The following is a 22979-nucleotide window of genomic DNA, read 5'->3' as shown; positions in this document are numbered from 1 at the left end:
TAACATTCTGACAATAGCCTATTTTAGTAAATATGCTATACTTGCCAAATTAATTATTGGTTTTATGGAGAATCTTTAGAAATGATGGAAACAATCCGAGCAGCTGCAAACCATGTAGCTGTTAAAATTATATTCGCTATAATTATTATAAGTTTTATTTTTACCGGCGTGTTCAGTGGCGGTAATAGTGCACGTGATGAACAAATATATATAGCGAAAGTGGATGGTGAAGGGATTAGTCGAGCGCAATTTGAGGCTCAGGCTAGTGCAGAATCATCAAGAGCGATGGGTGATAGCACTTTTATTAAACAAATTCGTCGAGATGTTCTTGCTGATCAAATTAATAACTATCTCGCTTACCAATTATCTAAAGAGCTCAACCTTAATATTAGTGACGATCGTTTAAAAGAAATGATTAGCAAGCAAAAGGAATTTTTTGAAAACGGAAAGTTTAGTAATCAAAAATATTTAAATCTTCTTGCGGCAAATAACTTTACACCAGAGGCTTATGCGGAGTCTATTAGAGCAGCTGCACAGCGACAACAGCTTATCAGTTCATTAATCTATAGTGATTTTGTTGTACCAAATGATTCTGATTTTTCACAATTACTTGATCAAACAAGAACTATTTATGCCGCGCCAATCAGTTCTTCTATTGTCAAAATGGATGATGTCAATATTACGACTGAAGATGAGCAAAAATACTATGATGAGCATAAAAATTCTTTTTTTAGAAAGGAAAGAGTTAAATTTAAATACATAGCAAATTCTAAGCAAGATTATCTAAACACTATCAGTATTGATGATAAAGACATTAAAAAAGAATTTAATGATAACCTAAAGGAATATACCTATCCTGCCAAAAAATCGTTTAGTGTGATTTTTGTAAAAGACTATAATCAAGCTGAAGATATCGTCAAAGACCTATCATCGGGTACCGAATTTTCAACAGTATTGAAGAATATTAATCAGAATGAAGATGTTTCCCCTTATGGCAAAAATGGTTCACTAGGTTGGTTTGCTGATAATGATGACTTACCACAACCTTTTAAAGAGGCAAATTTACACAATATTGGTGAAGTTTCTAAACCAATACAAGTCGAAGGTGGTTATGTCATTGTCAAACTAGATGATTTACAAAAAGCTAAATCTATGGATTATGATTATGCAAAATACCAAATTAAGACCAAGCTTCAAGAAAATAAAATTCAACAACATTTTGAAAATGCTGAAGATAAAATGAAGTCAGCGCTAGTTAACCATTCTAACGATTTCGATGCGATAGCTAAAGAGGCTGGTTTAGACGTTAAAGAAACAGATTGGACTTATTATAATGATGCAAGTTCAATTGCTCGTTATCCAGAAGTACGAGATGTCATATTTAGTAGCGACATGATTGCTGATGATAAAGTGACGGGTAAAATTTCAGAAATAATACCTGTAGGACGAGATTTAGACATGTCAGATTTTATCATTCAAGTTGTTGATTATAAACCTGAAGGAATTGCTTCATTTGAAGAGGTAAAAAACGAGATACATCAAAAACTTTATGATGATATTGTTGATAGTCGTTTTAAATCAACAGTAGATGATATTGTGAAAGAGTTAAATGAAAAAGGCACATCAAAACAAGTACAATTTTCTACCAATTATACCTTGAAAAGAGATTCTAATGAACTTGATAGGAAAGTGGTTGATATGGTGTTTAATTTAGTTCCTTCGGCAACCGATAAACGTGTCTATGGGGTTGAATACATCAATAAACATGATGCTTATATCACGGTATTAACACAAGTTAAAGATGGTGAGTGGCAAGATGTTTCATCTTATTTACTGCGTTATTATTTGCAAAATACCTATAATTCTTTAGCTACGGATATGCGTTCTAGAGCAAAAATTGAAATTATGCCAAACTCAAATTTGTGATATACATCGAAAATTTGATATAGACACTGTTAAAACTAAAAGCCACTTGTGTGGCTTTTCTCATTTTTATAACAAGTTAAATCGTTTCATTAAATTAAATGAGATAGTGCTAACGCAAATTTAATTGCGTAACAATTTTAGAGGTTAATTATATGAAACGAATTTCATTATTTGGTATTTTACTATCGTCTTTTATCTTTTCATCAATCAGTTTAGCGGAACCAACGCCAATATCACCCGTTAAGCAAGAACAAAAGCAGACCATTCAAGTTAATATTAATACTGCGTCAGCGCAAGAACTGACAAAAATATTAACAGGAATTGGATTAAGTAAAGCTCAAAAAATTGTTGAATATCGTGAAAAATTTGGACCATTTGTATCGGTTGAACAACTTAAAGAAGTCTCTGGTATCGGGCAAGCCACTCTTGATAAAAACATCGGGAAAATAGCGTTGTGATATTATTTTCCACCAATTCATATTGGTGGAAAATGCCTAACCCTAATAATCTACCGGATCGACATCTATATTCCAACGTACTCGTGAACTTTCTCCCCACTTTTCAATGTTGAGAATAAGTTTATCCAATATTTTTTGTAACAATTTGCGATTAGTATGTTGTAAAAGTAATTGCCACCGATGGTAGTCTGCCTTTTTGGCTTGATTTGCCGGCATCGGGCCAAGTTGCCATAAACCTAAATCACAGTTTGCTTTTAACCAGTCATGAATTTTTTGTAAAAAAATGGGGGCATAATGATTATTACGATCTGCTGCACGGATCAATACTTGATAGCTAAAAGGGGGTAACTGTGTTAATTGACGTTCGTGTAGTGTTACGCTTGCAAATTTTTGATATCCCTCATTTAATAAAATATTAAGAAGTGGGTGATCTGGATGATAGGTTTGCAAAATAACTTCGCCAGCTTTGGTTGCCCTACCGGCCCGACCAGAAACTTGAGTATAAATTTGTGCAAATCGTTCTGTTGCTCTAAAATCACTTGAAAATAGCGCTCCGTCTACATCGATAATTCCAACTAAAGTAACATCTGGAAAATGATGGCCTTTCGCTAAAATTTGAGTGCCAACTAAGATATGAGCTCCGCCTTGTTGAATATCATGTAAATAATTATTCAATGCGCCTTTTTTACTGACTGTATCGCGATCAATGCGACTAATTTTAATATCGGGGAATAAAACTTCGAGTCTTTTTTCAAGCTGTTCAGTTCCAAATCCAATTGGCACGAGGTGAGTCGATCCACATTTAGGGCATTGTTGAGGAACAGCTCGTGGTGTATCACAATGGTGACAACTCAATTTGTGCTGTTTGTGATGATAAGTATAGGGTCTGTCACAACGAGGACATTCTGCAATCCAACCACAGTCATGGCAGATCAGTAATGGTGAAAAACCCCGTCGGTTTAAAAAGAGCATGACTTGATTATTATCAGATAAGTGTTTCTGGATTTGCTCAATTAATGGTTGTGATAATCCTGCATCGAGGTTTAAACCTCGAATATCTAAAATAGACTGTTTAGCCAGCGTTGCATTACCCGCTCTTTCAGTAAGCTGGAGTAACTGATATTTATGATAGATAGCATTTTTGAGCGTTTCAAGTGAAGGTGTTGCAGAACCCAACAAAATCGGAACATTTTCAATTTTGGCTCGAATTATTGCCAAATCTCGAGCATGATAGCGCCAACCTTCTTGTTGTTTATAAGAGCTATCATGTTCTTCATCGATAATAATGATACCTAACTCTTTAAATGGTGTAAAAAGTGAAGAGCGTGTTCCAACGACAATAGCTGTTTCGCCATTACGACTTCTTAACCATACCCCCAGTCTTTCTTTGACCGTTAATCCTGAGTGTAAAATGTCAATCGGTGCATTAAAACGTTGTTTAAATCGGGTAATGGTTTGCGGTGTGAGACTGATTTCAGGTACTAATACCAATGCTTGTTTTCCCATTGATAACACGTGAGATAAAATATTTAAATAGACTTCAGTTTTGCCTGAACCGGTCACTCCCTCTAAAAGAAACACATTAAAATTATCAATCTGTTTATTGACGCTTTGAATGGCATTTGATTGTTGTGCATTGAGTTCAATTGTAGTTGTATTTGTTGAATAGCAAGTTTGCCATTCAGTACTGTCTGGTAAACAACGGACTTGTTCTATTAACTGTTTTTTCTGTAATGCAAGATAGACAGCTGAATTAAAGTCGGTTTCTTGTAGCGTATCATTTTTTAATGCTAATAATAGTTGTTTTTGTTTGGTCGCACGAGGCATTGAGTCTATATTGAACTGCTTACCAAGCTCAGTTAATTGCCATTTTTTAATTTCATCCTTACTTGCTGCTCGTCCTTGTCTTAATAAAATGGGTAAAGCATGAAATAACACCTCACCTATTGGATAATGATAATAACTTGCTGCCCAATTTAATAATTGCCATATTGAATCATTAAATATGGGTGATTCATCAACAATTGATTTTATGGATTTCAAATGACTAATATCAACATCGGTATGTTTATCGATATTAACAATTATGCCTATTGCATCACGATGACCAAAAGGAACCTTCACCCGCATACCAATTTGAGCAGGCATAGTTAATTGATAATCATAAAGTTGGTGTAATGGTACAGGTAAAGCTACATGAGCGATAAGCATGAAAAATCACATCAATGGTTAAATTAAACTCGTATTGTACGTAAAATTAAATGAACTCGCAAAAGCTACACCATGAAATCTAATTTTAAGATGTGAAAAGTGGTTTCAAGTTGTAAAATTTGCTATCTTGATCTTATCGGATTTTTGATGACTATGAAAGGGATAAAAGATGTCAGAGTTATTTTCACATATTAATCAGCGTGGTGATGCGCACATGGTTGATGTCTCAGAAAAAAAAATAACAACGCGAGAAGCGAAAGCAGAGTCAATAATTTTAATGAGTGAAAAAACATTAAATATGATTCTAGAAGAAAAGCATCAAAAAGGGGATGTGTTTGCAACAGCACGAATTGCTGGGATTCAAGCAGCAAAAAAGACTTGGGAACTGATTCCTTTATGTCATCCATTATTATTAACTAAAATTGAAATCAATATTCAAGCAGATATTGATAAAAGTTGTATAAGAATTGAATCTTTTTGCCGATTAAATGGGCAAACCGGCGTTGAAATGGAAGCGCTAGTTGCTGCCTCGGTTGCCGCATTAACCATTTATGATATGTGTAAAGCAGTTCAAAAAGATATGGTAATAACACAAGTAAGGTTGCTATCAAAAACCGGTGGAAAATCCGGTGATTTTGTTGTACAAACATAGAAATAGAACATCATGAATAAAATTATTTTTTTTGCTCAAACCAGAGAGTTAGTTGGAATAGATAATATTAAATTGAATGCCGAACACTGGTCTATTTCCGAACTTATTGAGCATCTTAGTCAACGCGGTGATAAGTGGGCATTGGCATTAAAAGAAAAAACAGTATTATGTGCAGTGAATCAAACATTTGTGGATGTTAACTATATTATTCAATCAGGCGATGAAATTGCATTTTTCCCGCCCGTAACGGGAGGATAAAATGGATATAATTAAAATTGACGATGAATCGATTAATACTAATGACATTATTAGCTGGCTTTCTGAATTACCACAAGATGGTGCGGTGGTAACATTTATTGGTAAAGTTCGTTGTACAGAAAAAAAAAACATTGGACTTTATTTGGAGCATTATGCGGGAATGACAGAAAAGGTATTGAGCAATATTATTGTACAAGCTCGACAACGTTGGCAATTGAGTCGAATCGCTGTCATTCATCGAGTGGGTAATATTAAAACCAATGAAAAAATTGTATTTGTGGGCGTGAGTAGTGCACATCGTTCAGATGCATTTGCGGCAGCTGAGTTTATTATGGATATATTAAAAAATGAAGCGCCATTTTGGAAAAAAGAAAATACTATTGATGGTAATAATTGGGTTGAAGCAAAAAAATCTGACGTTGATGCATTGAAAAAATGGTATTAATTACTATTTACTATATAATAGCTATGTTATGTCAATTTATTTTTAATGAGAGGTAAGGAATGGCAGGATATACTCCTAATGGTTCAATTATTGAACAATCCGGTAGCCGTGTGCAAACATATATGAGTCATGTTTATGGTTGGATGACGGTAGGTTTGCTTTTAACGGCAATGATTGCGTGGTTTGCATCAACGAATGTGCATCTTATGCGAGTATTATATAACATAATGTGGGTTCTATTGATTGCTGAGCTTGGATTAGTATTTGTTATCTCTGGTTTAATTAACCGATTATCAGGTGCAGCGGCGACAACATTATTTATGTTATATTCAGTCTTAAATGGTTGTACTTTTTCTATTTATTTCCTTGTTTATACCTCATCTTCAATAGCAAGCGTCTTCTTTATCACTGCGGGTATGTTTGGTGCACTTGCATTTTATGGGTATACGACAAAACGTGATTTATCCGGTTTTGGGCGTTTCCTATTTATGGGATTAGTTGGTATTATTATCGCTTCGATCGTAAATATATTTTTACAAAGTGAACCATTAATGTGGGCAGTTACCTATATTGGTGTTTTTGTTTTTGCAGGGTTAACAGCGTATGACACTCAAAAATTAAAAGAATTAGGCGAAAACATATCACAAGATGACCCGAATATGTTTAGACGTTATGTTATTCTTGGAGCATTAACGCTTTATCTTGATTTTATCAACTTGTTTATTTTGTTGTTAAGAATTTTTGCTGATCGTCGATAGTTTCAAATTTATTCATATAGTAAGGGCTCTTTTGAGCCCTTATTGCTCTCGTTGTAATCCAACTTTTAAGCATCAACTTTTCTGTAAATGGAATTTTAATTATATCTTACTGTATTATCTAATTGATATATGGCTGAATATTTTTAAAAGTAATCAATTATTATGAAAAAATTATATACATTTATTTTAATCAATACCTTCATCTCATCCATAATTGCAATCAGATACTTTTTGATACCTGGAGTCACGTTTTCATGGCAAAGTGGTTTTTTTTCATTTTTTGCCGTGCTAGGGCATTTTTTTTCATTTTATCTTCTGATTTTTTTGATTCTCGTTTCTTTAATTTGGTTAAAAAAATGTTATTTTAATACTATTGCTGCTTTGTTGGTTAGTTTAGCGCAGATAGTATTATTTTGTGATACGATTGTTTTTCAACAATATCGCTTTCATATTAATCAATCAGTTCTTTCATTAGTCTTTTCTGGACAAGTGGTAGATTTTTCAATTATTACTTATATTGTAATGTTAGCACTTGCCACTTTAGTATTTTGTATCGAATTACTTATTCTGTGTTTTTTAGATAAAAAGATGACTAAATCAAAAGATCATCGAAAGAAGACACGAATGATTGTTATAGCCACAATCATGTTATTGGGTGCTGCGTTAATTAGTCATGTAATCCATATGGTGGCTTTCTATTATGCTTATTCACCCATTATGGTAGTTAAAGAGTATCTTCCTCTTTATCGTCCCTTTACTTCAAAAAAAATCATGGGTTTTTTTGATAAAGCAGGGGAGCGTAAAGTGATTAATCAGTACACCAAATCAAGTGCAAATATCTATTATCCTAAAAATAGTTTAGTGATTGATCCTGAAAATAAAGAAAAAATGAATATTATGTTTATCGTCTTAGATTCATGGCGTTACGATACTTTCAATGAAGATAATTCACCCAATACCTATCGATTTGTTAAACAAAATAATGGTGTCATTTTTGATAATCATTATTCAACAGGTAATGCAACCCGTACTGGAATTTTCGGATTATTTTATGGTATCCCTGGTACTTATTGGGATGCATTTTTGCGTAATAGTATTCCCTCACTTTTTATTACTACTTTACAGCAACAAAATTATAATATTGGTATTTTTACCTCTGCTAAAGTTTCGTCTCCTGAATTTGACCGCACAGCATTTGTAACCATTAAAAATTTGAGAATTAGCAGTCCAAATGGTACGCCTTCATATCGTGATAAACAGATGACCAATGATTGGCTAGCTTGGTATCAAAATCGGGATACCTCTAAACCGACTTTTTCGTTTTTATTTTATGATGCTCCTCATGGTTATGATTTTCCAAATGACTTTGAAGTAAAGTATAAACCCGTAGGCGATATAAATTATATCACCTTGAATAATAATACTAATCCACTGCCAATTCTTAATCGTTATAAACAGAGTGTCTATTATGATGATTATTTGATGCAAAATATTTATGATGAACTAAAAAAATCGGGAACACTCAATAATACGTTAATAATTATTACGGGTGATCATTCTCAAGAAATCAATGATAATGGACTAGGGTTTTGGGGGCATAATGGGAATTATACCGATGCACAAACTAAGGTGCCTTTTATTATCATTGGAGCGAAAGATATAAAAATCCTTCAGGAAAATAGTCAACGTTTGACAAGTCATGAAGATGTTGTACCTTCGTTAATGAAACATTATTTACATGTTCAAAATGACATATCTGATTATTCAACAGGGTATGATTTATTTAGTCCAATCACAGATAGAAATTGGTTGTTAATGTCAAATTACAGTTCTTATGCGGTACGAACGTTGGATAATATCTATTTTGTTAATCGAATGGGTATTAGCCATTATATGGATTCACGAAATCATGAAGTTGATCAAACGCCAAACTATCAATACATTCAAGATGCGATGAATAAAATGCGATACTTTTATCAGGAAGGTAATAAATAAAATTATGCCACCAAAATTTTGGTGGCATAAGATGATGTTATTTAACATCAGCACAATTCAGACAATAAATATAGCGATTTTGTTTATCGGTAAATTTATCCCATAAAGAGACTTGTTCACGAATTTGTTTTACTTCAGGAAGTTTTTCAAATAAAACTTCCGCCGTTGATTTTGGTAACATAGCAATCATATCTGAATAAAAGGCGCTAAACCAGTTGACTTCCGGTTTTTGCCAATCAATTCGATAGTCAGTTAAATTAGCTAACGTTGCGGCGATTTCAATGGCATCATCAAAATCACCTAGTTTATCTACTAACCCATTTTTAAAGGCTTCTTCACCTAGCCAAACTTGGCCTTGACCAATTTTATCCACTGCTTCTGTGGTCATTTTACGTGATTTTGCCACCAAAGAAATGAATGTACTATAACCATTATCAATATTCATCTGTATGAGTTGATTCATCTCTTCAGGCAAGTTTTTAGCAAAGTTATTATTTGCCAATGGAGAAGTTGACACGCCATCACTATAAACCCCTATATGAGAAAGCGAGTTTTCGAAAGTTGGAATCATTCCAAAAATACCAATAGATCCAGTTATCGTATTAGGGCTAGCAACAATATAATCCGATGCAGTTGAAATCCAGTATCCTCCTGACGCAGCCATACCACCCATTGAAACCACAATAGGAATTTGATATTCATGTAATGCTTCAAGTTCGCTACGAATGGCTTCTGATGCTTCTACACCGCCACCAGGACTATTGACTCTTAACACAACAGCTTGAATGTTATTGTCGGTTAAATTTTCACGAATTGTTCTGAGTTGATCAACAATTTCTTGACTGCCGGCGATATTGCTATCATTTTCACCATCTGAAATCGTACCATTTACAAAAACTATAGAAATAAGCGGTTTAGAAACAGAATTAGTATCCTGTTTTTTATCATCTTTTAATTTGTAGTCATAAATACTGACTTCAGGTAAATCTTTATCTTTTAGAACAAATTCATAAAAATCTTGTTCAAAAAGGTAATCCGATTTTACGAAATCCACTAAACCATTTGATAACGCATATTGACTCATGCTGCCATTAGCCTCGTGCAATCTAGATAGCATGATTTCCGGACTAGGAACCAGTTGTGATGGTGCTTGTTTTCGTTGGGAAGCAATATCATTTAAATAATTATTCCACATCAATGTTAACCATCTTGTGGTATTCGCTTTTGCTTCAGCAGACATATCATTACGGATAAAAGGCTCGATAGCTGATTTGTAGGTACCAACACGGAAAACATGCGTGTTCACTTTTAAATTATCCAGTAAAGTCTTGTAATATAGGTTATTAGCAGCAAGCCCATAGACATTAATGGCACCTTGCGGGGTAAGAGAAATTTTATCAGCATAACTTGCTAAATAATATTGGCTTTGATTAAAGTTTGTGCCTGAGGCATAAATGGGTTTATTCGCCTTTTTAAATTTAGTGAGATATTTACCTATATATTGTAGTGAACTCAAATCTGCCCCAACAAAATTATCTAATCTTAATACCATATTTTCAATATTTGGATCTGCGGCAGCTTGATCTATCTTTTGTGTTAATTCAAATAAACTGTTTTCTCGAGCAAGATTTACTCGTTTTCCATATATCTTGTTTTGTAAATGATAAATATCATCATTATAAAGTGTGCTATCAACAATAACACCTTCAAGATCTAAAACTAATGTGCCATTTTGTGGAACGTCGTCTAAACTTTGTGATTCTTTAAATAATGCAATAAAACTTGAAATGAGTAATATGGCAATCAAGAATATAATGTTAAAAAAAAGCTCTCTTAGGAAATTGATAACTTTCCATATGGATTTAATGACGGATAAAACAGACATAGTAAATGACCCTTTCATAATGATTTATCTAATTTTTTAGCTTCAATATTTCTTTTCTTAAAATACTTCTTATCTTCAAATCTTAAACAAGTTAATTTTCCACCCCAACAACATCCCGTATCAAGTGCAAAAATATTTTCTGGCGTACCTTTACCATTCAGTGCCGCCCAATGTCCAAAAACGATACAATATTCAGGCGGTATTTGGCTAGGAATTAAAAACCAGGGTTTAAGTTTGGTTGGCGCTTGCTCAGGTGGTTTTTTATAATAAAAATCAAGTCGACCATCATCATAACAAAATCGCATACGTGTTAACGCATTGGTGGCATAACGTAGACGATCAAAACCTTGTAATTCAGATGACCATTCATCCGGAAAGTTTCCATACATTTTGTCAAGAAAGAGGGGATAAGAATCACTAGATAATATTTTATTGAGATCATCCGCACATTTTTTTAATGTTTCCATATCCCACTGCGGTGAGACACCTGCATGGGTCATAATGATTTTTAACTTTTCATCAATTTGAACTAAAGGCTGTTTACGTAACCAATTCATCAATTCATCATAGTCTGGTGCATTGATCACCTCTTCAAGATTATCTTTCTTTTTAGGCGGCGTAACATTAGCATAAACTGATAACAAATGAAGATCATGATTACCTAATACCAGCCGAATTTGGCTGGTATTCGTTTTGACAAATCTTAAAACTTCTAATGATTTAGGACCTCGTGCTACAAGATCACCTGTTAGCCATAACGTATCGGTTGAGGAAAATCCAGCTTTTTCAAGCAATCGCATAAACTCATCATAACAACCATGAATATCACCGATAAGTAAGTTTGCCATGACATCATTTCCATGCGTTGGCAAGCTGGCAATATTGCTGCACAGTTAAATTTTCAGCTCGTAGCGTTGGATCAATATCTAATTCAATGAGTTGTTCTACAGAGAACATATTGGATAAGCTATTACGAATCGTTTTACGTCTTTGGTTAAAGGCTTCAGTAGTTAATCGAGAAAGTATCTTAACATCATTAACTAAGTAAGGTTTTTGCTTATAAGGGATTAATTTAACTACCGCCGAATCAACTTTAGGCGCAGGTTTAAAAGCACTCGGAGGAACTTCTAAAACGGGAATGATTTGGCAATAGTATTGTGCCATAACACTCAATCTACCATAATCTTTGCTATTCGGCGCTGCGACCAAGCGTGTAACCACCTCTTTTTGTAGCATAAAATGCATATCAGTGATGATATTTGCAAATTCAAAAAGGTGAAACATTAAAGGTGTGGAAATATTATAAGGTAAATTACCAAACACGCGTAATGGTTTACCTAATTCAGTTGCAAGTATATTAAAGTCATAATTAAGTGCATCTTGTTCGATTACGGTCAACTTGTCAGTTAATAAAGGATTTTGTTTTAGTCTTTCCGCCAAATCACGGTCAATTTCTATGACAGTAAGGTGATCGACAAGTTTACTCACGGGTATAGTTAGTGCTGCAAGACCAGGCCCAATTTCAACAAGTGCCTGATCTTTATTAGGTTGAATTGCGGCAACAATACTTTCAATAATATAATCATCATGTAAAAAGTTTTGCCCAAAACGTTTACGGGCAAAATGTCCTTGGTGAACTCGATTATTCATTATCATCTACACCTTTGATTTTGATATATGCGTCACCTTTTAACTCTTGAATCCAGATTTGAGATTCTTCAGCAAATTTACGATTAAATATAAGTCGATAAGCATGATCTTGTTTTGCTGATTCGGTTTTGTCTGCCTTTCTGGTATCGAGTAGCTGAATTAAATGCCAACCATAAGCAGATTGAACAGGCTGACTGATTTCACCTTTTTTAAGTTTAAGTAATCCATTTTTAAAGCCGGTATCATAACGTTCTGGCATACTCCAACCTAAATTACCGCCGTTATCGGCTGAACCGGGATCTTCAGAATACGCTTTCGCTGCTGCTTCAAAAGTGGTAGCACCACTCACGATTGCTTTTCGAATGTCTGTTAATTTCTGTTTAGCTATTTGGTCTGTAACAAGGACATTTGTTTTAATCAAAATATGACGAGCATCCACTTCTTGAACAGTAATTGCTTTTGGTTTTTCAGTGCGAGTATCATCAACTTTTAAAATATGTAATCCTACCCCAGAACGAATTGGTCCTATGATGCTATCCTTAGGTGCACGAACTAAACGTTCTTCAAATATCGTTGGTAGCTCGTTGAGTTTACGCCACCCCATGTTACCGCCTTTTAAGGCAAGATCATCGTTTGAATATGAGGCAGCCAGTTTAGCAAAATTTTCGCCTTTTTTAGCTCGATTGATTACATCCCGTGCTTTTTCGGTTGCAACATCAACTTGTTGTTTAGACGCTTTCTCAGGAATAGCAATTAAAATGTGACTAATCTTTACGCTTAAATTATTCGTGAGTTGTTTGGTCAAACTTTTTGATAGATTTTCCACTTCTTTGTCAGAAATATTGATACGATGTCTAACTTCATTCATACGGGTTTGATCAATTAGCATATCGTTATGAATACGTTCACGATAAGCTGAATAACTAATTCCCATTGTTGATAACTTACTGCGTAATTGATTGACGGTCATGCCATTTTCACTTGCAATCTGAGCTATTGCTTTAGTTACTTCATCATCACTGACTGTAATTTTAGCTTTAGCTGCTTTTTGTAATATTAAGTTTTCAACAATTAAACGATCAATGATTTGTTGACGAAGTATTTTATCATTCGGTAAATTGTTAGGATTTGTGCTTGCTTTAATGGTTTTAAGCATTTCTTGAACATCACTTTCTAAAATGACGTTATTATTGACAACAGCAGCAACCTGCTCAATAACGCGTGGCGCAGCATTTGCTGTTAAAGGATTAAGCAAACCAATACTTAAACTTAAATTTAACGCAATAATTAGTTTTAATAATTTCATATTTTTAACTCATTTTTTTGCTATAGTGTCATTGCTATAGTAATAAATTAATTGATTATGTTTTTTTGAACAATTTATTCAAACGCTGAGACATAAGGAAGTTTGCCGTAATTTAACATTTTTGCTTTTGCGTCACTTCGGCGTCCAAATCCTTGTAATTCAAAGTTTAAAGACAATTTATTTTCATATTTACTTTTATGCGTATCGATATTCCAATCAGTTAGTTTTCGTCCATATTGCACTGTCATCCCCCAACAACAGTCGCTGTAATGTAATCCAACAAACCCATCGACCATTTGTCCTTTTTTGACATCATGATAATACGATCCAACTGCTGAAACTGTTTCAGAGAGTGGCCAAGTAGTCATAATACCAGTTTGAGAAATATTTTGCTTATAGTTATTATAAATCGAGTTTAAATCAACCGTATCGATGTATTTATGATTTGCATAACGGTATGATAATTGAATTAATTTATTACTCGAAGGACGATATTCAAAAATACTGTTGGCTAATGATATTGCATCAAGGCGAGTATCATATTGTACCCCACCTCTAAATACAATTTCATCTGAAATTTGCCAAAAGTTGTCTGCTGCCCAAGTTATACTACCCGTATCAGAATTTCTATCCAATTTGGTATTGTTTTCACTGGTTCTTGATTTAGTAAAATACGTGGTTTGCCCAATCGAAAAATTGAATCGTTCAACTTTATTTATATCATAGAAACGTGTTGTTATACCGGTTGAAATTTTATTAGTAGATGGAATTCGGTCTAGACCGCTATAAGGTTGATCCCTAAATAATCCGATATAATCTGATTGGAGTAAGGTCGAATCGTAATTTAATATATTCGATTGTTTCTTATAAGGTATATAAATGTATTTTACACGTGGCTCTAATGTTTGGGTATAGCCTTCAATGAGGGTTGTATCTCGTTCAAAAATAATTTTACCATCAATCGATATTTTGGGTATAAATCGACTGACATTTTTATCAAGATTTTTGAAACGGTTACTATTACTTGGTAAATCTTGATTGTAATAAGTGGCCATAAAACCAGCTTCAGTTGATATCGAAGACCAAGAATTAGTTAACGTATAGTTTAATGTTGGTTCGATGTGAGTACGCCAAGTTTTAGGTTCATTTTTTCCTTTACTTACAAAATGACTGATTTGCGCATAGTTTTTAAATTTAAATGGCCCGAAATCATAATTGTAATAGGTAATATCTAACTGAGGTTGAGTTTGATAAAGATTATCTTTTAAATTAGTACGGAAAGTCTGAAAGTTTAATTGGCTTAATGTAATGTCCCAATTTTCGTCGTTATAACCCAACTGATAAAGCTGAGAAAGGTAACCCGCCGTTGATGAAACATAATCGGAATCTAAATCCGAAAGATATTGGTTATCACTGACACGTGTAGCATTAATTTTTAGTCGCCAATTGTAATTAATCAGTTCATCGTTTTTCCAATAGAATAACCAGCGTTGACGATTATCATCATAATTAATACCATTGGCTTTATTATCACGGTCTTTATTATATTGACTATCATGTTGTAGCCAATCAAAGGCAAGCGTACCCGCACCAAGTTCGTTAAGATAACGGAACTCAGTTTTTAATTGAAATCCTCTTTTTACTAGGATTCTTGGTTGAAAAGTTGCATCATAGTTAGGTGCAATATTCCAATAAATAGGTAGCGAAAAATCAACGCCATCTTTGTTATTAAAGCTAAGATTCGGCATTAATAACCCTGAACGTCGTTTATTTCCGGTAGGTAATTGTAAATAAGGTGAATATAAAACAGGTATTTTTCCCACTCGAAAAACCGCATTCCAAACTTCAAGCAATTCTTCTTTGTTGTCATGAATTACGGTTGTACCCTTGATACTCCAAGTATTGTTATCAACAGGACAAGACGTAAAACTACCATTTTTCAAGATCACATAACGATTATTCTCAAGTTTGATTTCATCGGCTTGACCACGACCAAGGCGATTTACCAAATGGTATTTACTTGATGTTATTGCAGTATCGTTATTATTAAGATTCATCGATGCATGATCGCCTTTCATTTGAATTAAATTATCTTGATAATTGATACTGCCATCGAGGGTGACGGTTTGGGTATTATTTTGTGAGTTTATTGTTACTCTATCGGCTTTTATAACCCGATTGCCTTGTTCAATTGATACATTACCCTTGTAAGTGGCTGTATTTGGATAGTTAGCTTCAAATTCGTTTGATTCAGCATTAACCGGTAATGTATTGATATTACCATTGACTAATGGTCGATCAAATCTAGGCACATTATTTAGACATTGAGCGTTATTGCTATCAGATTTTGGCAAAGCAATAGCATAACAAACATTGTTATATAAGGAAAAAACTATGGTTAATGTGATTAGTGATGGCGTTAATTTTTTCATCAATGATTAAAATTAATTATGTTTTTTATAATTAACACATTATAACGGTTATTTATAAAAGTGCGAATGAAAAATTAACGTTTTCCTTTGCGTTTAAATGTTTTATTGAGTTGTTTGACCATGATTACTCGTTTTTCAGGCGATGTAAATTGAAATTCATCCCACCATTTAGCCAGTTCAAGTAATTCGCCTTTTTCAATTGATGCTCGCATTTCAAGAAGATCATAAGCAGCACGAAACTTAGGATTTTCTAAAATTGCAAATGCTCGTTTGCCTTCTCTTTTCTTCATGCGTAGCTGTAAACGCCATATATCGCCCATAATAGAGGTTAACCGTCGAGGGATGGCAAGCACTTTACATTGTTCAGCAAGAACATCGTTGATAGCAACAGAAAAAGCGTCGTGAAATTGCAAACCACCTTCAATACAAGTTAATTGTGTTTGCTCAATAATTGGGTACCAAAAAAATGCAGCAAACAAAAATGCCGGATTAACCCTTTTATTATTAGCAATGCGATAATCGGTATTTTTAAGAACTTGCTCAATGATTTTTTCTAAAAAGCTATTTTGATTATTTGTGAACAATCGGTTAATAGCTGGAAAAAGTTGTTCAAAAAGATGATATTCTTTTAATAATTTATAAGTTGCGTAACCATTTCCCGTTTGTAAAAGTTTGAGCGACTCATCAAAAAGTCGAGCAGCTGGAATATTTTTCAATAATGGTGCTAGGTGCTTAATGGGTTTTGCTGTTTGTGCTTCAATTTCCATATCCAATTTAGCGGCAAAGCGTACCGTTCTTAACATCCTGACCGGATCTTCTCGGTAGCGTACTTGAGGATCGCCGATTAAGCGAATTAGACCTTTTTGTAAATCTGTAATACCGCCACAATAATCACGTAAGCTAAAGTCTTTTAAACTGTAATACAGTGCATTTATGGTGAAATCCCGACGGATAGCATCTTGCTCTATGGTTCCGTACACATTATCGCGTAATAACATTCCGGCTTGCGAACGTCTAGACATATTGGTTTGATCCAATTGATTATCATGTTCACCACGGAAAGTTGCCACTTCAATAATTTCTTTACCAAACATAATATGGGCAAGTCTAAAACGTCTTCCAACTAAACGGCAATTACGGAAAATCTTTTGTATTTGTTCTGGTGTCGCATTGGTTGTAATATCGAAGTCTTTTGGCTTTTTGCCTAAAAGAAGATCCCGAATACACCCTCCAACTAAATAAGCCTCATACCCTTGTTTATTTAATCGATGAAGTACTTTAAGCGCATTTTCACTTATCTCTTTGCGAGAGATATTATGTTCATTACGAGGAATGGACACATAATGTGATTCAGGGTGTTTATCATGGCAAAACATTTTACGATAAAAGCGGGAAACTTGTTTAAAAATAGCGCACCTCAAAATTTGTTATAAATTGTAAACCAAATATAATGCCGAATTATAGCCTAATTGAATTTAACTTTCCACGGCTCAAACCAATAACTATTAAGTAATCATTAAACTCCTTGAATAAGTCGTAGTAAAACAGTCAATGATTTTTCTATCTGATTTTTTTAAATACAATTATCAAAAATAACATTTATTTATATAGTACAATATAGTAATATCGTTCAATCAAAACGACTTATTTAATTTCGTTTGTATCTATGTAATATCATGGAACTGATTATAATTATTTAAACTTATACTTGAATTTTTTTGAGTTAATTGTAGGGAAACAATAATTTCCAGCAACAGACACAACGTTAAAACATGATTACAAGACATTTTTACCGTTAATTTTTATACTGCAATTAAGTTCCCAAAATCACTTGAGTATATACTATTAACTGATAACTTATCGGGGGCATTATGAATATTCGTGATTTAGAATATTTTGTTTCTTTAGCTGAATTCCGGCATTTTCGTAAAGCAGCTGATGCTTGTAATGTAAGTCAACCAACCTTAAGTGGACAGATCAGAAAATTGGAAGATGAACTTGGCGTAATGTTGTTAGAACGCACTAGTCGCAAGGTTTTATTTACTCAAACTGGCATGATGCTTGTAGAACAAGCCAAAGAGATATTACGTAATATCCAAATTTTGAAAGAGATGGCAAGCCGCCAAGGTGAAGAGATGTCAGGGCCAATGCATATTGGATTAATTCCCACCATTGCACCTTATTTATTGCCTCATGTCATCACGGTTTTACATGAATCTTTCCCTCAATTAGAACTTTATTTGCACGAAGCTCAAACGGCCAATATTGTTGCACAACTTGAAAGTGGTAAACTTGATTGTGCGATTGTTGCTCAAGTTAAAGAGACAGCACAATTTATTGAATTACCTTTATTTGATGAACCAATGTTCTTAGCTGTACCTACAAATAGCGATTTAGCTAATCAAAAAACCATCAAGCTTTCAGATTTGAAAGGGCAAAAATTCCTCATGTTAGAAGACGGACACTGTCTACGTGAACACGCTATGGGTTATTGTTTCCAAGTTGGAATCGACGAAGACAAGCAATTTAAAGCAACAAGTCTTGAGACTTTACGCAGTATGATTTCAGCCGGTCGTGGAATTACTTTATTTCCTGAGTTAGCCGCGCCAAACGAGCGAACTCGTGATAATATTTGTTATATCCCTTGTACTGATCCTGTTCCTTCACGAAGTATTGAGCTGATTTATCGACCAGGTTCACCATTACGGTCTCGTTATGAAACCATTGCTAAAACAATTCGTGATCATATGCCAAAAGTATTTGCTGAAAAAGAAAAATTACTTAACGTGGCGAAATAATTATTTTAGAACGAATCAATTTATTTAAAGTTATTAAAAATAAAAATGAAAAATAGCAAATCAGGTGGCGTGCGTGCAAAACAAAAAGAAAAAACACGCCGTAGCTTAATCGATGCAGCATTTAATCAACTTAACGCAGAGCAAGGTTTTGCAAGTTTAAGTTTGCGTGAAGTTGCACGTGAAGCAGGTATTGCAGCGACCTCTTTTTACCGTCATTTTCGAGATATGGATGAGTTAGGTTTAGCAATGGTTGACGAAAGTGGTCTAACACTTCGTCAATTATTACGTCAAGCTCGAAAACGTATTGAGAAAGGAGGCAGTGTCTTACGCACCTCTGTCACAACTTTCATTGAGTTTATTGATAAAAATCCGAAAGTTTTTTTATTATTACTACGTGAAAAAGCCGGAACCTCATCAGCTTTTCGCTCCGCTATCGCTCGCGAAATACAACATTTTATTGTTGAACTGGTTGATTATCTTGATAATGCCAATAACATGCCCCATTACTATAATGAAGCTCAAGCAGAGGCAATGGTAACCATTGCATTTAATGCGGGTGCGGAAGCAATTGATTTTGATATCGTTCAACGTCAGGAACTTATCGAAGATCTGATATTTCAACTTCGTATGGTTTCACGTGGCGCCTATTATCTTTATCATAAAGAACAAATTAAACTCGAAAATCGCTAATTTAATTTTTTTATTTAATAAAACCTATAATTTGGTTATAAAAAAACTGCGGTTTAAACCGCAGTTAAATAAAATGATTTAATCAATAATCATTAAAGATTCTGTAATACTTTTTCAACACTATCTTTCGCATCACCAAATAACATATAGCTATTTTCTTTAAAAAATAGTGGGTTTTGTACGCCTGCATAACCCGTATTCATTGAACGTTTAGAAATAATCACCGTTTTCGCTTTCCAAACTTCAAGTACAGGCATGCCTGCGATAGGGCTATTTGGATCTTCTTCTGCCGCAGGGTTAACCGTATCATTTGCACCAATGACCCAAACAACATCTGTATCAGGAAAATCATCATTGATTTCGTCCATTTCTAGTACGATATCATAAGGGACTTTAGCTTCTGCTAATAATACATTCATGTGACCTGGTAAACGTCCTGCAACGGGGTGAATCCCGAATCTTACTTCAATTCCCATACCACGTAGTTTTTCTGTAATATTACTGACAGCGCCTTGTGCTTGCGCAACTGCCATACCATAACCTGGTACAATAATGACAGAACGCGCTTCTTTTAACGTTTGTGCAACTTCAGCAGGTTGCATTTCACGATATTCACCTTGTTCTTCATCAGTAGTGTTAGCTGAGCTACCGTCAGTACCAAAACCGCCTGCAATAACGCTAATGAAAGAGCGATTCATTGCTTTACACATAATATAAGAAAGAATGGCGCCTGAAGAACCAACTAATGCGCCGGTAACAATTAATAAATCATTACTTAGCATAAATCCGGCAGCGGCGGCAGCCCAACCTGAATAGGAGTTTAACATCGAAATAACCACAGGCATATCTGCACCACCGATAGATGCAACAAGGTGGAAGCCAAATACGAATGCAATAATGGTCATGGCAAGTAAGCAGACCAGTGCGCCAGCGCCTGTTTTTAGCTCAATGAACGTAAACATTAAAATGATTGAGACAACAATTGCAGCTAAATTCCAATAATGTTTATTTGGAATAGATAACGGTTTTGAGCTAATGCGTCCATTAAGTTTGCCAAATGCGACAATAGAACCTGAGAATGTTACTGCACCAATAAAGACACCGACAAAAATCTCGACTAAATGGACGGTCATTTCACTACTATGGTATATCAGTATTGCACTATTTAAATCTAAAAAGCTATTTAAACCAACAAGTACTGCTGCCATCCCAACAAAGCTATGAAGTAATGCCACCAGTTCAGGCATTTGCGTCATTTCGACTTTTTTGGCTAGGTATAAACCAATAGCAGCACCCAGAATCATGGCAATAATGATCCAATGCAATCCACCTTTAATACTTGCAACGGCAGCAATAAGTGCAATAGTCATGCCGATCATACCGTAAATATTACCAGATTTAGCTGTCTCTTGATTTGAAAGTCCACGTAGACTAAATATAAAAAGTAATGCAGCAATCACATAGGCTGCTTGAATAATTCCATTACTGAACATTATTGATACTCCCCTCTATTTGCCACGTTGGAACATTTTTAGCATTCTTTGAGTAACAAAGAATCCACCAAAAATATTGATGCTAGCAATCAAAATAGCTACAAAGGCAATGGCAGTCGTTAAACCATTATCATCACCAATTTGCAATATGGCACCGACTAAAATAATGCCTGAAATCGCATTTGTTACAGACATAAGTGGTGTATGTAAAGAGTGGGTGACATTCCAAACAACGTAATAACCCACAACACAGGATAAGGCAAAAACAGTAAAATGCCCTAAAAAGCTTTCCGGAACTGAATTAGCAATCCAAAAATAGGCGATGATTAACAGAGCCAGAATTCCAAATTTTTTTTGTGGTGCCATTTGTTTCGGTTCGGGTTTTACAACAGGCGTTGTCGCTTTTTGTTGCGGTTGAGCCGACACTTGTATTGGTGGTGCAGGCCAAGTGATTTCTTTATCTTTAACCACTGTCACACCACGAATAACAACATCATCAAAGTTGATATCAATATTGCCGTCTTTCTCTTTAGCGAGCAGTTTTAGCAAATTAACAATATTCGTACCATAAAGCTGTGAGGCTTGTGCAGGCATACGATTAGCTAAATCAGTATAACCAACGATTTTAACGTTATTATTGGTTTCAAAAACTTTACCTGGTTTGGTTAATTCGCAGTTACCACCTGTTAGTGCCGCTAAATCTACAATCACACTACCTGGTTTCATTGATTCTACCATTTCTTTAGAAATCAACTTCGGCGCAGGTTTACCGGGGATAAGAGCGGTTGTGATGATGATATCCACATCTTTGGCTTGTTCAGCAAATAAAGCCATTTCAGCTTCAATAAAAGCTGCTGACATTTGTTTTGCATAGCCGTCGCCTGAACCGGCTTCTTCTTCAAAATCTAATTCTAAAAAATCAGCGCCCATACTATTAATTTGTTCGGCAACTTCAGGGCGAGTATCAAATGCCCGAACAATTGCACCTAAACTCACCGCTGCACCGATTGCAGCAAGACCGGCAACACCGGCACCAATGACTAAAACTTTTGCTGGTGGGACTTTACCTGCAGCGGTAACTTGACCGGTAAAAAAACGACCAAATTGATTTGCCGCTTCAATAACTGAACGATAACCAGCGATGTTAGACATTGAACTTAATGCATCAAGTGATTGTGCTCGTGAAATACGTGGCACACAATCCATTGCCATGACTGTTATGTTTTTGGCAGCAAGTTTTTCCAATAACTCTTTATGCTGAGCAGGATAAATATAGCTAATGAGAGTTGATCCTTCTTTCATCAACGCGATTTCTTCATCAGTTGGTGCGTGAAATTTAAGAATTAAGTCATTTTGCCAAATATCTTGAGTATTTTGAATTGTGGCTCCAGCATCAATGAAAGCTTGGTCTTCGAAATGAGCAGCATGTCCAGCACCTTGTTCAACTGAAACTGTAAAACCAAGTTTTAACAGTTGTCCAACAGTTTGTGGTGTAGCAGCAACTCTTGCTTCATTGGCTAACCGTTCTTTAGGTATACCGATATGCATTGCGTTACGTCCTTATGTTAAGTGAGCTTGTAAATGTTTCTCGATTTTAGCATAAATTAGCGACGGTGCGAGTAGGGAATTTATTTTTTATTATCGAAATATTAATATTAAATTTAATAATAATTGGATTTTAAATCTGTGAATTAAAATTAAAATATTTACCCTGCAACCAATGTGATTAAATCTTTTTGATAGTGAACTAATTAAGGAAGAAATAGATGTGTTAGTTTACCTAAAATTGATCATTCCTTCTACTGATAGCTTTGCATTTATTAGAAAGAAAACAGGTTTAGTTGGCTTGTGATTCATCGTATAAAACTTGGAATTTATCAGAATATTCAATAAAAATAGTTCAATTAAAAAGATTTATGGAAAAATCAGTAAATAATGCTGGCGAGATAAAACGTTAACCTATCCCAATTGATATTAAATCGTTGGGATTTTTAGTGTCAGTCTTATAAACACAAAACAGTG

General features: G+C 34.6%; 18 protein-coding genes. 9 read left to right on the top strand and 9 right to left on the bottom strand.

What is annotated here, in order from left to right; genetic code table 11:
- Positions 1-81 precede the first annotated feature (81 nt).
- Together ACGH47_RS02260 and ACGH47_RS02255 are read left to right on the top strand one after the other, a co-directional pair.
- Positions 82-1926, top strand: coding sequence for a SurA N-terminal domain-containing protein (locus ACGH47_RS02260; RefSeq protein ID WP_411622573.1), 1845 nt, complete (start codon positions 82-84; stop codon positions 1924-1926).
- A gap of 152 nt (positions 1927-2078) precedes the next feature.
- Positions 2079-2384: a ComEA family DNA-binding protein gene (locus tag ACGH47_RS02255; protein ID WP_267352397.1), complete on the top strand. Its 306-nt coding sequence runs from the start codon at positions 2079-2081 to the stop codon at positions 2382-2384.
- A 42-nt stretch (positions 2385-2426) separates the two neighbouring features.
- Here the strand turns inward: ACGH47_RS02255 and priA are convergent, their stop codons facing one another.
- Positions 2427-4595 carry a primosomal protein N' gene (gene priA / locus ACGH47_RS02250; RefSeq protein WP_411622572.1) on the bottom strand — a complete coding sequence of 723 codons (2169 nt, stop codon included), beginning with the start codon at positions 4593-4595 and terminating at the stop codon, positions 2427-2429.
- A 169-nt stretch (positions 4596-4764) separates the two neighbouring features.
- Here priA and moaC point away from each other — a divergent pair, with 169 nt between their 5' ends.
- From moaC to ACGH47_RS02225, 5 genes are all read left to right on the top strand, one after another.
- Complete coding sequence (gene moaC / locus ACGH47_RS02245; protein ID WP_411622571.1) at positions 4765-5247, top strand: cyclic pyranopterin monophosphate synthase MoaC; 483 nt, start codon at positions 4765-4767, stop codon at positions 5245-5247.
- A 12-nt stretch (positions 5248-5259) separates the two neighbouring features.
- On the top strand, positions 5260-5505 hold the full coding sequence (moaD, locus tag ACGH47_RS02240) for a molybdopterin synthase sulfur carrier subunit (protein ID WP_267352394.1): 246 nt from the start codon (positions 5260-5262) through the stop codon (positions 5503-5505).
- A 1-nt stretch (position 5506) separates the two neighbouring features.
- Positions 5507-5950 carry a molybdopterin synthase catalytic subunit MoaE gene (gene moaE, locus ACGH47_RS02235; RefSeq protein WP_411622570.1) on the top strand — a complete coding sequence of 148 codons (444 nt, stop codon included), beginning with the start codon at positions 5507-5509 and terminating at the stop codon, positions 5948-5950.
- Positions 5951-6009: 59 nt separating this feature from the next.
- Positions 6010-6708: a Bax inhibitor-1/YccA family protein gene (locus ACGH47_RS02230; RefSeq protein WP_411589948.1), complete on the top strand. Its 699-nt coding sequence runs from the start codon at positions 6010-6012 to the stop codon at positions 6706-6708.
- Between the two features lie 162 nt (positions 6709-6870).
- Positions 6871-8703 (top strand): sulfatase-like hydrolase/transferase, encoded by a 1833-nt coding sequence (locus ACGH47_RS02225; RefSeq protein WP_411599077.1) that lies wholly within the window; start codon positions 6871-6873, stop codon positions 8701-8703.
- A gap of 37 nt (positions 8704-8740) precedes the next feature.
- On the opposite strand, the gene sppA is transcribed toward ACGH47_RS02225, so the two are convergent.
- From sppA to pcnB, 6 genes are all read right to left on the bottom strand, one after another.
- On the bottom strand, positions 8741-10588 hold the full coding sequence (sppA, locus tag ACGH47_RS02220; protein WP_411622568.1) for a signal peptide peptidase SppA: 1848 nt from the start codon (positions 10586-10588) through the stop codon (positions 8741-8743).
- Between the two features lie 14 nt (positions 10589-10602).
- Positions 10603-11436, bottom strand: coding sequence for a bis(5'-nucleosyl)-tetraphosphatase (symmetrical) ApaH (gene apaH, locus ACGH47_RS02215; protein WP_411589945.1), 834 nt, complete (start codon positions 11434-11436; stop codon positions 10603-10605).
- A 4-nt stretch (positions 11437-11440) separates the two neighbouring features.
- Positions 11441-12238 carry a 16S rRNA (adenine(1518)-N(6)/adenine(1519)-N(6))-dimethyltransferase RsmA gene (gene rsmA, locus ACGH47_RS02210; RefSeq protein WP_267361358.1) on the bottom strand — a complete coding sequence of 266 codons (798 nt, stop codon included), beginning with the start codon at positions 12236-12238 and terminating at the stop codon, positions 11441-11443.
- Positions 12231-13544, bottom strand: coding sequence for a peptidylprolyl isomerase SurA (gene surA / locus ACGH47_RS02205; RefSeq protein ID WP_267352387.1), 1314 nt, complete (start codon positions 13542-13544; stop codon positions 12231-12233). Before surA ends, rsmA begins: the two co-directional genes overlap by 8 nt.
- Positions 13545-13618: 74 nt before the next feature.
- A complete protein-coding gene (gene lptD / locus ACGH47_RS02200; protein ID WP_411622567.1) occupies positions 13619-15976 on the bottom strand; it encodes an LPS assembly protein LptD in 2358 nt (785 codons plus the stop codon).
- Positions 15977-16050: 74 nt separating this feature from the next.
- A complete protein-coding gene (gene pcnB, locus ACGH47_RS02195; protein WP_411622566.1) occupies positions 16051-17352 on the bottom strand; it encodes a polynucleotide adenylyltransferase PcnB in 1302 nt (433 codons plus the stop codon).
- Between the two features lie 495 nt (positions 17353-17847).
- On the opposite strand from pcnB, the gene oxyR reads away from it, so the two are divergent.
- Positions 17848-18774, top strand: a complete 927-nt coding sequence (gene oxyR, locus ACGH47_RS02190) for a DNA-binding transcriptional regulator OxyR (protein ID WP_267361364.1) — start codon at positions 17848-17850, stop codon at positions 18772-18774.
- 45 nt (positions 18775-18819) lie between these two features.
- Positions 18820-19464: an HTH-type transcriptional repressor FabR gene (gene fabR, locus ACGH47_RS02185; protein ID WP_267352383.1), complete on the top strand. Its 645-nt coding sequence runs from the start codon at positions 18820-18822 to the stop codon at positions 19462-19464.
- 92 nt (positions 19465-19556) lie between these two features.
- On the opposite strand, the gene pntB is transcribed toward fabR, so the two are convergent.
- Positions 19557-20957, bottom strand: a complete 1401-nt coding sequence (pntB, locus tag ACGH47_RS02180) for a Re/Si-specific NAD(P)(+) transhydrogenase subunit beta (RefSeq protein WP_411622564.1) — start codon at positions 20955-20957, stop codon at positions 19557-19559.
- Between the two features lie 15 nt (positions 20958-20972).
- A complete protein-coding gene (gene pntA / locus ACGH47_RS02175) occupies positions 20973-22505 on the bottom strand; it encodes a Re/Si-specific NAD(P)(+) transhydrogenase subunit alpha (RefSeq protein ID WP_411599070.1) in 1533 nt (510 codons plus the stop codon).
- Positions 22506-22979 lie beyond the last annotated feature (474 nt).

Origin of the sequence: Gilliamella sp. CG16, from assembly GCF_046635785.1 — a bacterium.
Classification (GTDB): Bacteria; Pseudomonadota; Gammaproteobacteria; order Enterobacterales; family Orbaceae; genus Gilliamella; species Gilliamella apicola_I.
Note: the sequence above shows the minus strand (reverse complement) of the source record. Positions and strands in the feature narration are given on the sequence as shown.